This window comes from Winogradskya consettensis, from assembly GCF_018332715.1.
Lineage (GTDB): Bacteria > Actinomycetota > Actinomycetes > Mycobacteriales > Micromonosporaceae > Actinoplanes > Actinoplanes consettensis.
This window is the reverse complement of the sequence record NZ_BOQP01000037.1, coordinates 25447-37428: the sequence shown is the minus strand read 5'-3', so window position 1 is coordinate 37428 and position 11982 is coordinate 25447. Positions and strand designations below refer to the sequence as shown.

The following is an 11982-nucleotide window of genomic DNA, read 5'->3' as shown; positions in this document are numbered from 1 at the left end:
TAGGACTTACTCGTCTAGGCGAAGCATGGCCCGGGCGGCGGGTTCGTTCGCGGCGTTCGTCTGGGCGGTGACGCGGTGCAGGCCGGCGACGTCGAACGCGAAGTCGAGCAGCGCGGTGGCGGTTTCCGCCGCGTAGCCGTGGCCCTGGGCGTCCGGGTGAAGGATCACGCCGATCTCGCCGTGCCGGTTGTCGAGGCTGACCAGGCCCAGGTCGGCCTCGCCGATCAGCCGGTCGTCGGAGCGGCGCACGACGGCGAGCACGAGGAAGTCGCCGTCGGCCGTGAGCGTCGTCATGGTGAGCCGCTGCGCCACGATGTCGCGGGCTTCGCCGGGCGTGGCGGGCGGCCAGTACAGGTGGCGCAGCACCTCGGGGTTGGTACGCAGGTCGTAGAGGGCCGTGTCGTCGCCGGGCAGGAACGGGCGCAGCAGTAGACGCTCGGTGAGCAGTGGTTGTTCGAGGGCCGGCACCTCAGCATCATCGCCGGGCGATCGCGGGCGTTCAACCGGTTTGGCACCGTGCAGCATGATGGCCGGGATGAGGACACGATGGCTGGTGCCGGTGCTGCTGACGGGGGTGCTGCTCGCGGGTTGTGACGTCTCGCCGGAGGACGGCCGGCCGCTCGTGCTGGGTTCGCCGGCGATGCCCGTGCCGGCCGCGGTCACGCCTCCCCCGTCGGAGGCGGCTGATACCGGGTGCCTGGACCCCGGTGTGGAGCTTTCGCTCAGCGAGGTCGATGGCGCGATGGGGCTGCGGGCCGTCGGGATCCAGCTGCGTAACTGCGGCACGAAGCCGTACGTCGCCTACGGTTATCCCCTGGTCGATGTGCTCGATGCCGACCACAGGAAGCTGGACGTGCAGGTTCTGGTCGGGACCGACAACATTCAGCAGGTCGACACGCTGAAGGACACTCCGGTGCGGGTGGAGGTCGCGCCGGGTGAGCAGATCGGCGCCGCGCTGCTGTGGCGCAGCACGAACGCCCCGGGTGAGGGCGATTTCATGCTCGGCGCCTACCTGAGTGTCGCCCCCGCGGAGGGGCAGCCCCGGCACACGCTCCCGCTGAACGTCGATCTGGGCACCACCGGGAAAATGGGTGTGGGTCCCTGGGAGTAGGTGCGATGATCTCGGCGATGACTCAGCCTTCCGTACGTTTTGTGCCCCTGCCACCGCCGGTTCTCGAGGCGTTGCTGGCCGGTGATCTCGCCACCGCCCGCGACCTGACCGGTGTCCCGCTGTCCGAGTGGTTCCTCTCCGACGAGGTCACCTGGTTGTGGCGGCTGCGTCTCGATCAGATCGCCGCCGACCCGCGCGCCGCGGACTGGATCGTGCGCGCGACGGTCAGCGTCCCGGACGGGGTTGTCGTGGGCGCCGGCGGTTTTCACGGGCCGCCCGACGAGGCCGGCATGGTCGAGATCGGCTACAGCACCGATCCGGATTTTCGCAGGCGCGGATATGCGCGGGCCATGGTGGCCGAGCTGCTGCGCTGGGCCGCCTCCGAGCCGCAGGCCGTGACCGTTCGCGCGAGCATCCGCCCCGACAACGTGGCCTCGCTGGCCACGATCGCGGGTTTCGGCTTCGACCACGTCGGTGAGCAGTGGGACGAGGAGGACGGCACCGAGTATCTCTACGAGGTCAGTCTGCGCTCGATCGAGACCAGTGTGCCCGTCGACGAGGACGTCACCCGCACCTCGCCGTAGGCGTTCATCAGCAGGGCGCCCCGGCCCCGGTCGAGCGGTGCCGGGCGCCCGCGCCAGCTGCCGTAGTCCTGGACGCTGACCCGGATGGTGCCGTGTGCGATCCGCAGCCGGACGTCGATCTCCGGGCGGGTCGGCTGCTGGGCGTGCTCCACCGCGTTGTTGACCGCCTCGGTCGCCGCGAGTTGCAGGTCACCGAGCAGATCCGCGTCGATCATGCCGGTGAGGGTGGCGCGCAGATCCGCGCGCATCATCGAGGACGCGGTCGGCACCAGCGGATAGCGCCAGCTCACCTCCAGGTCAGCGATCGCTGGCAGGACCGTGGCGGGGTTCTCGCCGGGGTCACGCCGCAGCGCGAGCGCCGCGATGTCGTCCGCCGCCGGTTGCACGGCCGCGGCCAGCGCGGTGGTGAGCAGGTCGGCGGCGGGAACGCCGAGCCCCGCGCCGGGCGAACAGCGGGCGAGCACATGGGAGACCCCGGTGTCGAGCGGTTCGTCCCGGGTCTCGATCAGCCCGTCGGTGAAGAACAGCAGGTAACCACCGGGCGGCAGGACAAGACCGTTCGACGTGTACGCGGCCGCGGACAGCCCGAGCGGCGGCCCCACCACACCGCGCAGCCAGACGGGTGCCTGCCCGGGAGTCCACTGCAACGGCGCGGGGTGCCCCGCCGTGCACCAGGTCACCTCGCCGGTCGCCGGGGTGAGCCGTGCGAGCAGCATCGTGGCGAAGTACGGCGTGCTCAACCGGCCGAGCATGGACACGATCCGGGACAGGATGCGCTGCGGGCCGCCGTCCTCGACCGCGTAGGCGCGCACGGCGTTGCGCAGCTGCGCGGCTGTCACGGCGGCGCCCAGGCCGTGTCCCGCGACGTCGCCGATCACGAGCAGCAGGTCGTCGCCGGGCAGCGTGATGACGTCGTACCAGTCGCCGCCGAGGTTCCCGGACGCCGGCTGATACCGCGCGCTGAGCTCCCATCCGGGCACCGCGGGCAGGGTCTCCGGCAGCACACTCTGCTGCAGCGTGATCGCGATCTGCCGTTCGTGGTCGAGCTCCCAGCGGCTCTCGGCGAGCGCCGCGAGCATCGCCGCGACCGGCGCGAGCAACGCCTGGGCATGTGCCGGGGCCGGCGCCCCGAGCAGAACCGTGACCGAGCCGATCTCGCTGCCGTCCCGGCCCTTCACCGGGGTACGCACGGAGTCCGCCGCGGTCGCCTTCCCGTCCGGCAGGGGTGTGCTGAACATCAGTGCCCTGCGGTCCGGCCCGCCGCTCAGCTCGGTGAACGCCTGCAGACCGTCGAGCAGCGCCCGAGCCTGTTCGGTCGTGGCGTGCACGGCCTCCTCGAGCGCCCGGCCGGAAGCGATCACCGCCGTCGTACCGGCGGATCCGCCCCGGGGCCGAGCGGACGCGCCCCGGTCACGCTGCAGGTTGCTGCGCACCCGGGCGATCAGCTCGGCCGGCGTGAACGGTTTGACCACGTAGTCGTCCGCGCCGGCGTCGAGACCCTCGACGCCGGCCTCGCCACCCGCCCGCGCGGACAGCATCACGATCGGCAGGGTGCGCGTGACGTCATGCCGGCGCAGCGTGCGTACCAGGGCGAAGCCGTCCATCCGCGGCATCATCGCGTCGGTGATCAGCAGATCCGGGGGCCGGCGCCGGATCGCCTCCAGCGCGGCCTGCCCGTCACCGACCGTTTCGACCTGCCAGTTCTCAGCGGTCAACAGCCTCTGCAGGTACGCCCGCATGTCGCTGTTGTCATCGGCGACCAGGATCCGTACATCATGGTCACTCGCGGGAACGGGAACGGGAACGGGATCCGGGACGGCGAGCCAGCCCTGCGCTTCCTCGGCGAGGGCGTAGGCGTGCGCGGTGGGCGTACCCATAGCTGGGGTCTCGTCCTGGGGTGTGACGGTTTTCCAGGGCAGCGTCACGGTGAAGGTGGTGCCCGAGCCCGGCGCGCTCGCCACGGTGACCTCGCCGCCGAGCAGCCGGGTGAGCTCGCGGACGAGCGCCAGACCGATGCCGCTGCCCTCGTGACTGCGTGCCTGAGCGCCCTGCACCCGGTGAAAGCGGTCGAACAGGTGCGGCAGTTCGTCGGCGTTGATCCCGATGCCGGAGTCGGCGACCCGCAGGCGCACCCCCTGGTCGTCGCTGTCGAGCGTCACCCGGATCTCGCCGACGAACGTGAACTTGAGCGCATTGGAGACCAGGTTCGTGACGATCGTTTCCCAGTTCACGGGGTCGACGGCGGTCGGGCGGGGCAGCGGCGGGCTGTCCACGACCAGGCGCAGGGACGCCCGCTCGACGGCGGAGCGGAACACCCCGGCCAGGTCGGCGGTGAGCCCGGCGAGGTCGATGCGGCGCGGGGTGTTCCCGGCCCGCCCGGCCTCCAGGCTCGAGAACGTCATGAGGTTGTTGACCAGCGTCAGCAGGCGGGTCGCGTTGCGCCGCGCGGTGTCGACGCGCTCGTGCTGAAGCTCCCCGAGCGGTTCGGCGGTGTCGGCCAGGGCCTCGGTCAGCGGGCCGAGCATGAGGGTCAGCGGGGTGCGGAACGCGTGGCTGACGTTGGTGAAGAAGGCCGTCTTGACCCGGTCCAGCTCGGCGAGCTGCTCGGCCCGGCGGCGTTCCTCCTCGTACGCGTACGCGTTGCGCACCGCCAGCGACACCTGCTGGGCGAGCAGGTGGAAGAACGAGCGATAGCCGTCGTCGAGCGCGCGGCTCGGGCTCGCACCGGCCACCAGGACGCCGAGCGGCCGGCCCTGTCCGGCCGGGTGGAGCGGGATCGTCACCGCTGTGCGTACGGGAAGATCCCAGGGCCCGCCGGTGACGCCGTACGTCCCGGGTTCGGCATCCTCGGGCAACTCGTCGGGCAGTTCGCTGGTGCCGCAGCTCGCTACGCGCCGCAACCGGTCGCCGTCGCGCAGGTAGATCCCCGCGAACGGGACGTCGAGCGGGTGCTCGGCGATCGCCGCCGCCAACCGCTCACAGGTCTGCCCGGCTCCGATCGCCTCCCCGCCGGCGCGGACGGAGAGCTCCCTCAGCAGCCGCAGCCGCCGCTCCCCCACGACCTGGTCGGTCACCTCGCTGCACACGGTGAGGACACCGACCGTACGGCCGTCGTCGTCGCGGGCGGGAGCGTGCGAGACGCTGAAGTACGCCTCCTCGCGATACCCGGCCCGTTCGAGCATGAGCTGCAGCGCCGGCACCCAGCTCGCGACGCCGGTGGCCATGGCCTCGGCGATCAGCGGCTCCAGCACGGCCCACCCGGCCTCCAGGGTGACCCGCACATCCCCGCCGAGCGCGGCCGGGTGCTGATCACCGATGAGCGCGGAATACGCGTCGTTGTAGAGCTGGGTGTATTCCGGGCCCCAGAGCAGCAGCATCGGGTAGCGCGACGAGAGCACGATACGCACCGCCGACCGCAGGCTCTGCGGCCACTGATCGACGGCGCCCAGCGGCGTCCCGGCCCAGTCGAGACCGGCCATGAGCCGCCCGGTCTCCCCGCCGCCGGCGAACAGCCCGGCCATCATCCCCGCATCACCCCGGCAGGGTACCCACGGGCGGCCCCGGCCATGCCCCGACCTTTAGAACCAGTCGGAGCAGACCGTCTGCGTGTACGTTTCGGCGATACTGGAAATGAACCGCGCGATACCCGGGAAAACGTCCCGGCCACATACCCGCACCATGATCGGCGGGCTGTCGGCATAGCCCGTGGTATAGGTCGTCCCGGCGGCGGAGAATACGCGTGACCGGCTTTTTCCGAGCAGTCCCTCCCAGGTTTCGCCGGCGTCGGAGGTCCGGTCGATCCACAGCTCCCCGACGCCGCGGGTGCTCAGGAAACCCCACGCGCAGCGGTGACTGTCGGAGAACCGCAGTTCGAGCACCGAACCGGCCTGCGTACTGATCGAATAGACAGCGCGGGAGCTGTGGTCACCGGCGCCGCACCCGGGATCGGTTTCGGGATGCCGGTGAGAAGGTTGTCCGGGAGATGTCAGAACCAGGCCGGCGACGACCGCTTGCACAACCCATTTATGCACGGTTCTCCGTCCGCATTCACCGCTTCAAATTCCCATTCGCGCGGCGGCGCGGGCAAGCATTGTCATCCCTGCGCGTGAAAAGACCTCCCAGTGGTCACCCGGACCGGTTCGCCGGTTCGGGCAGCCGTTCGCGTAGCGTGAGGTTCCGGTCGATCTCACGGAGGTTTCGGATGCGGTACGCGGCGGTCGGCGACAGCTTCAGTGAGGGGATGGGCGACGAGCTGCCCGACGGGTCACCGCGCGGCTGGACCGACCTGGTCGCCGCGGGTCTGCCCGGCGACGTGCAGTACGCCAACTTCGCGATCCGCGGCCGCCTGCTCGCCTCGATCGTGGCCGACCAGCTGCCGGCGGCGCTCGCGCTCGACCCGAAGCCGACGCTGCTCACCCTCAACGGCGGCGGCAACGACATGATGCGCCCGGGCACGGACACCGTCCGCCTCATCGCCCTGCTCGAACAGGCGATCGAGCGGGTCGTCGACGCCGGCATCCGGCTCGTGGTGATCAGCGGCGCCGACCCGTCCCAGCGGCTCCCGTTCGGCGCCTCGATCCGCCGCAAGGGCGAGATCCTCACCGAGGCCACCCGGGAACTGGCCGAGCGGCACGGCGCCGAGCTCGTCGACGTCTTCCACGACGTCGAGATCCGCCGCGCGCCGTACTGGTCGGCGGATCGCCTGCACCTCAACGCCGCCGGCCATCAGCGGGTCGCGGGTCTCGTGCTCACCCAGCTGGGCTACGCGCAGGCCGCCCACGCGGTCGACCCGGGCCCGGCCGAGACCCGCCGGGTGCTGGTCGAGGCCCGCTACTACCGCGAGCACGTCCTGCCCTGGGTGCAGCGCCGCCTGCAGGGCCGTTCCTCGGGCGACGACCGCACGGGTAAATATCTCGACTGGACCAGCATCAAGCCGAGCTGACGCGGGTCGACCGGCCGGTCATCCGCACGAACCGTTCTTGAACGCGTCCCGGACACCCACGGTCCAGCGGCAGCCGAACGCCGGGTCGGCCACCGCGCGGCGGTCGAGGACGGCGTCGCCGGCGGGGCGGTGACCGCTCCGGACCCAGGTGACCAGGTCGTCGAAGCCCCGCTGGAGTTCGGGCTGGGTGAAGTCGCAGTGGCCGACGCCGCGGATCGCCCGGGAGACGAACAGGTTCGAGCGTCCGTTGGCAGCCGCGCGCCGGGCGTACACCTGCTCCATGGAGAACGGCACGAAGAGGTCGCCGATGTCGTGCATCGACAGCACGGGGATCGACGGCCTGCCGTCGACGCGCGGGATGCCGTCGAGGCCGTTGCTCGCCCGGGCGGTGTGGCGCACCCGCAGGACCTCGGCGTTGAGACGCCGCTCGGCCGCCGTGAGCTGCCGCTCGTCCGTGCTGCGGTAGACCGTGAACCTGTTGTCCGTGACGTTGCCGTCCGCGATGCCGCCGGTCCCGCCCGTGACACCGGGGTAGAGGCCGAACAGGAACGGCAGGTCGCTGAGGGGTGCGATCGAGCGGGCGGTGTTCCAGAACGCGAAGGCGCCGTCGAATCCGGGGCGCTCGCCACCCGTACGCCGCTCGACGACATCCGACCAGGTCCGCCCGGCCGGGGTCAGCGCCGGCGGGGCGCCCGGTGTCACGCCGAGCTTCGGCAGGATCCTGGAGACCTGGTCACGCCACGTCTGCGGATAGTCCGCGGCGGGCTGGAGCGGGAAGTCGATGTCGACACCTGCCAGGGCGGCGGCGGTGACGTTGGCGTCGAGGAAGTAGTCGTAGAGCTCGGTGTCCCCGATCACGCCGCAGGTCGGCATGGCGCCCACGAACGCGCGGGGGTGCTCCTCGATGGCGACGGCGGTGACGTGGCCGCCCATCGACTCGCCCGTCATGTAGACGTCGTTCGCGCGTTTGCCGGTGGCGCGGCGGAACACGTCGATCAGGGTGTAGGAGTCGCGTACGCCCTGCCCGACGTCATAGCCGTTGGTGCTGTAACTGGAGGCCGCCCACGCGAAACCGCGCGCGAGATAGTGCGCGCGCAGCGCCGGGTTGTTCACATAGACAGTCGTGCCGTCGCCGCGATAGCCGTGCGCGTAGACGACGAGCGAGCCGTTCCACCGCCGCGGTAGCTCGACCCGCCACGCCGCACCGTCGCGGATTCCGGTGTAGACCCGCGAGGCGTCGGGCAGCGCGGTGAACGGGGTGCCGTCGACGTCGCAGTCCGGGTCGGCGACGAGATAGCCGGGCCGGGTGGTGCTGGGCGTGGGCGCAGTGCAGGCCGCCGGCGCCGCGGACGCGGGTGTCGCGACCAGCGAGACCCCGAGCGTCAGCACCACTATGGAGTGTTTCCACTTCATCACCATCGGGCTACCTCCCTGTGACATCAAACGGCCGCCGTCGATGCGTGTCAACACCCGCATATTGTTCGCTTGCGAATACTCGCGCGCGAGTAATACGGTGACCGGGTGAAGCGACGCAGGGTGGCGAACATGCTGGCACTGGCCGTGCTCTCCGCGCTGGTGGAGCGGCCGATGCACCCGTACGAGATGGCCACGATCCTGCGGGAGCGCGGCAAGGACGACGACATGGAGATCAAGTGGGGGTCGCTCTACACCGTCGTGCGCAACCTCGCCAAGCACGCCCTGATCGAGCCCGCCGAGGTCGGCCGGGACGGCCGGCGTCCTGAGCGGACGGTCTACCGGATCACCACGACCGGCCACGACGAGCTGGTCGACTGGGTGCGCGAGCTCATCGCGATGCCCGGCCCCGAGCACCCCCGCTTCCGGGCCGGCCTGTCCGTGCTGTCCGTCCTGCACCCCGGCAACGCGACGGCCCTGCTCCGCGAGCGCCTGGCCCGCCTCGACGACGGGGTGATCGCGGCCCGCGCGGCGCTCGAACAGTACGGCCGGGAGGTCCCCCGGCTGTTCCTGGCCGAATCGGAGTACGACCTCGCGATCCGGGTCGCGGAAGCAGCCTGGATCCGCTCCCTGCTGGCCGAGATCGACCTCGGCACCTACCCCGGGCTGGACGTCTGGCGTGCATTCCACGAGGAGAACCCATGACACAGGTACGCACAGCGCTGATCATCGGCGGCGGGATCGCCGGCCCGGTGGTGGCAGCGGCGCTCCGGCGAGCCGGCATCGCCGCAACGGTCGTGGAGGCACACGCCGAGCAGGACGATCAGCTGGGCGGCACCCTGGCCCTGGCACCCAACGGCGTCGCGGCCCTGCACGCCATCGGCATGGACGAGGACGTTGTGGAGCACGCGACGCCGATCAGCAGACAGGTCATGGCGTTCGGCGGTAAGCGCATCGCCATGCCCTCGCTCGAGGACGTGCCACCCCTGCGCGTCGTGCACCGCGCAGCTCTGCACCGCGCCCTGCACGAGCGGGCTGGCGTAGCGTTCCTGTTCGGCAAACGCCTGGCCGCCGCGCACGAGACCACAACCGGGGTCACCGCGATGTTCGAGGACGGCAGCACCATGGAGGCCGACATCCTCATCGGCGCCGACGGTGTCCGGTCGACCGTGCGCGGCCTTATCGACGCGAACGCCCCCGGCCCGGAGTTCACCGGCGTCATCGGCTTCGAAGGCGTCTGCGACCACGAGGTGGACCTGCAGCCGGGGACGATGACGTTCGCTTTCGGCCGCCGGGGTTACTACCTCTACTGGCCGGAGCCGGGAGGTGGGACGCGGTGGGGCGCCAACCTGCCGTGGAAGCAGCCACTACGGCGCTCGGAGGCGCTCAGGAGACATGACTGGATGAGTGTGCTCCGGGAGGCGTACGGAGATGATGATCCCGGTGGTGAGCTGATCCGGCGCACCGACGCCGCCACCCTGCAGGTTGTCGGCGGGCTGCAGATCATGCCGCGGGTGCCGCACTGGCATCGCGGCCGCATGGTCCTCTGCGGGGACGCCGCCCACGCGCCGTCGAACAGCTCGGGCCAGGGCGCGTCGCTGGCGATCGAGAGCGCCGTGCAGCTCGCCCGCTGCCTGCGCGATCTTCCCGACCTTCCGCAGGCCTTCGCCGCTTATGAGCGCCTGCGCCGTGACCGCGTGGAACGGATCGCGGCACGTGCCGCGCGCATCAACCACGCCAAAGCACCCGGCCCGATCGCGCGGACGCTCATGCCGGTGCTGATGCCGCTGGCGATGAAGGCCATGCACATCGAGCGGACCACCGGCGAGGAGCAGCGCTACCGCATCGACTGGGACGCCCCGGTGACCTCGTAGATCAATCCGGAGAACGACGTATCGGATCTTCCGGACCCGCCTCTGGGTGGGTGACGGGGCCCGGAGCAGCCGGCGCCCCGAACACCACACGGGGGATCAGATGAACACCCACACACCGGCCCGGCGCCGCATTGCCGTGGGGGCTGCCGCACTACTCGCGGCTCCCGCGCTCGGGGGCGCTGGGGCAAGCGCGCACGAAACGACAACCGTGGTGCCCATATACACGGTTGTGCAGGAGGGGCTCACCGCCGAGCAGGGCGGCGAGCTCGCCCGCGCGTTCGGCACCGGGAACGCACTGCAACCGAACGGGTATTTCAGCTACGTCGACACGGCCTACGCGCAGGTGCCGCTGACCGGAGCCGTCACCGAGCGGGGCGGGGAGAAAGGCGAGAAGATCACCGCCCAGACCCTGGACACCGAGGCCCTGCAACGCATCCGCCCGGTCGCCGACGATCAGGCTCTCGAACGCGGCGCCGAGCTGGTCAAACTCGCTCAGCTGAGCCCAGATCTCACCGCGACCCCCGAGGTCACCCACACCGAGCTGACGATCACGGGCACCACAGGCAGGACAGCCAAGGCAAAGGCCAAGGTCTACCTCCTCGACACGGTGGTCAGTTACCGGCTGGACCTGGGCGGGCTCCCCGTCACCGGGCAGGGCGCGAAGCTGCGGCTCGCCGTCGGGCCCGACGGCGCGGTCACCCAGCTCACGAGCGCCCTGCGCCAGGTGGAGAAGAGCGGCAAGGCCGAAGTCATCAGCCCCAGGCGCGCGTACGCACAATGCGCCGCTCTCTACGGCGAAGGCGTCAAACAGGACGAGCCGACCCTCGGCTACCAGTTCCCCGAGCTGAGCGCCGCGGACGCGAGCGGCAAGGGAACGGTGTCCACGATCCTCCCGCAGTACACGTGCAACCCGGCCGACGGCGCCCAGGCGCACCGGCTCGTGCCGGCGGTCGAGGGCGCGGCTCCGGCGGGCAAGATCGGCGCTGTCCGCTCGGGCGCGACGATCAGCGCGAAGGTGTCCGTCGAGGGCGGCACGGCGCCGTACACCTATCTGTGGTCGTCCTCCTCCACCGTCCTGACCGGCCGTGACGAGGCGGGCATCACCTACGAACGCAGCCCGCGTGACCGGGAGGACGGCGGCGAGCAGCTCACCGTCGAGGTGACCGACGCGAACGGCCTGGCCGCCACCGCCCACGTCGACCTGGGCAGCGACGGGGAGGCGAGCGCCGAGTTCCAGCCCGGCGGCGGCGGTTTCGGAGCACTGTCGACCGGCCGCACGGACGTCGGTATCGAGCAGACCATCAACGAGTGGCAGTGCGCCCAGGACAGTGCGAACGGTTTCCGCACCGTCATGGCCGGTCACGGGGTCCCCACGCAGTTCGACTGGCGCGGCGCGAGCGCGTTCGAACGCGACTTCAAGGAGCCCTACGACAACTCGTACGTCGATGACGTCGACGCGACCTGGTACACCGGCCACGGCTGGCCGGGCGGTTTCACGTTCAAGGGCGCCCACGACGACACCTCGATCACCCCCGGCGACGCCCGCTGGGGCAACAACGACCTCGAATGGCTCCAGCTCGAATCGTGTCAGGTGCTGCGCGACACGAACGGCAACCACGACTACTTCGGCCGCTGGCGTCAGGCGTTCGCCGGGCTGCACATCCTCAACGGGTTCGACACCAACGCGTACTGCGTCGGCGGTGGCACGGGCGGCACGTTCGCGTCGTACCTGTTCCCGAAGAAGTTCCTCTGGTGGCAGCTGCGCCCCGCCTACCGGGTCCAGTCGGCCTGGGCGGCCATGGCCATCGACCGCGAACCGGCCGGCGTCAAGTACCGCTCGATGGGCCTGATCCGCTCCGACGGCGTCACCAACATCGGCGACTACTTCTGGGGCCAGGGCCCCACCGGTCCGGACATCCCGCTCACCTCGAGCACAGGCATGTGGTCACTCTCCGGCACAGTCTGACCGTACGCCCGAAGCAGCGCTCCGCCGTCCGCCGGCGGAGCGCTGCTCCGTCGCGCCAAATGACCGTATTCCGGCACAGGCGGAATGGAATC

The 11982-nt window shown here is 70.9% G+C and carries 10 protein-coding genes; 6 read left to right on the top strand and 4 right to left on the bottom strand.

Annotated features, from left to right (window positions below):
* Positions 1 to 6: 6 nt before the first annotated feature.
* Positions 7 to 468, bottom strand: coding sequence for a GNAT family N-acetyltransferase (locus Aco04nite_RS32250; RefSeq protein WP_213001021.1), 462 nt, complete (start codon positions 466 to 468; stop codon positions 7 to 9).
* A 67-nt stretch (positions 469 to 535) separates the two neighbouring features.
* Between Aco04nite_RS32250 and Aco04nite_RS32245 the strand changes: the two genes are divergently transcribed.
* Both Aco04nite_RS32245 and Aco04nite_RS32240 read left to right on the top strand, forming a co-directional pair.
* Entirely contained in the window at positions 536 to 1111 is a 576-nt protein-coding gene (locus Aco04nite_RS32245) for a DUF4232 domain-containing protein (protein ID WP_213001020.1), read from the top strand.
* Between the two features lie 17 nt (positions 1112 to 1128).
* Complete coding sequence (locus tag Aco04nite_RS32240) at positions 1129 to 1695, top strand: GNAT family N-acetyltransferase (RefSeq protein ID WP_213001019.1); 567 nt, start codon at positions 1129 to 1131, stop codon at positions 1693 to 1695.
* On the opposite strand, the gene Aco04nite_RS32235 is transcribed toward Aco04nite_RS32240, so the two are convergent.
* The gene (locus Aco04nite_RS32235; RefSeq protein ID WP_213001018.1) at positions 1623 to 5219 is read right to left on the bottom strand and encodes a SpoIIE family protein phosphatase; all 3597 of its coding nucleotides are present in this window, start codon (positions 5217 to 5219) and stop codon (positions 1623 to 1625) included. The genes Aco04nite_RS32240 and Aco04nite_RS32235 overlap by 73 nt on opposite strands.
* A 54-nt stretch (positions 5220 to 5273) precedes the next feature.
* The gene (locus tag Aco04nite_RS32230) at positions 5274 to 5573 is read right to left on the bottom strand and encodes a hypothetical protein (RefSeq protein WP_213001017.1); all 300 of its coding nucleotides are present in this window, start codon (positions 5571 to 5573) and stop codon (positions 5274 to 5276) included.
* Between the two features lie 323 nt (positions 5574 to 5896).
* Here Aco04nite_RS32230 and Aco04nite_RS32225 point away from each other — a divergent pair, with 323 nt between their 5' ends.
* Positions 5897 to 6637, top strand: coding sequence for an SGNH/GDSL hydrolase family protein (locus Aco04nite_RS32225; RefSeq protein ID WP_213001016.1), 741 nt, complete (start codon positions 5897 to 5899; stop codon positions 6635 to 6637).
* Between the two features lie 18 nt (positions 6638 to 6655).
* Here Aco04nite_RS32225 and Aco04nite_RS32220 read toward each other — a convergent pair whose 3' ends face one another.
* Positions 6656 to 8056, bottom strand: a complete 1401-nt coding sequence (locus tag Aco04nite_RS32220; protein WP_213001015.1) for an alpha/beta hydrolase family protein — start codon at positions 8054 to 8056, stop codon at positions 6656 to 6658.
* A 102-nt stretch (positions 8057 to 8158) separates the two neighbouring features.
* On the opposite strand from Aco04nite_RS32220, the gene Aco04nite_RS32215 reads away from it, so the two are divergent.
* The 3 genes from Aco04nite_RS32215 to Aco04nite_RS32205 all read left to right on the top strand — a co-directional run bounded on the left by Aco04nite_RS32215 (position 8159) and on the right by Aco04nite_RS32205 (position 11890).
* Positions 8159 to 8755: a PadR family transcriptional regulator gene (locus tag Aco04nite_RS32215; protein WP_244876449.1), complete on the top strand. Its 597-nt coding sequence runs from the start codon at positions 8159 to 8161 to the stop codon at positions 8753 to 8755.
* On the top strand, positions 8752 to 9924 hold the full coding sequence (locus Aco04nite_RS32210; RefSeq protein WP_213001014.1) for an FAD-dependent oxidoreductase: 1173 nt from the start codon (positions 8752 to 8754) through the stop codon (positions 9922 to 9924). The genes Aco04nite_RS32215 and Aco04nite_RS32210 overlap by 4 nt, the downstream gene beginning before the upstream one ends.
* 211 nt (positions 9925 to 10135) lie before the next feature.
* Complete coding sequence (locus tag Aco04nite_RS32205; RefSeq protein ID WP_213001013.1) at positions 10136 to 11890, top strand: DUF6345 domain-containing protein; 1755 nt, start codon at positions 10136 to 10138, stop codon at positions 11888 to 11890.
* Positions 11891 to 11982: the final 92 nt, after the last annotated feature.

What these genes read in the sequence shown, in the direction of transcription:
- Aco04nite_RS32245 (WP_213001020.1), top strand. Translation starts at nt 536, where the DNA reads ATGAGGACACGATGGCTGGTGCCGGTGCTGCTGACGGGGGTGCTGCTC.
- Aco04nite_RS32240 (WP_213001019.1), top strand. Translation starts at nt 1,129, where the DNA reads ATGACTCAGCCTTCCGTACGTTTTGTGCCCCTGCCACCGCCGGTTCTC.
- Aco04nite_RS32235 (WP_213001018.1), bottom strand. Translation starts at nt 5,219, where the DNA reads ATGATGGCCGGGCTGTTCGCCGGCGGCGGGGAGACCGGGCGGCTCATG.
- Aco04nite_RS32225 (WP_213001016.1), top strand. Translation starts at nt 5,897, where the DNA reads ATGCGGTACGCGGCGGTCGGCGACAGCTTCAGTGAGGGGATGGGCGAC.
- Aco04nite_RS32220 (WP_213001015.1), bottom strand. Translation starts at nt 8,056, where the DNA reads ATGGTGATGAAGTGGAAACACTCCATAGTGGTGCTGACGCTCGGGGTC.
- Aco04nite_RS32210 (WP_213001014.1), top strand. Translation starts at nt 8,752, where the DNA reads ATGACACAGGTACGCACAGCGCTGATCATCGGCGGCGGGATCGCCGGC.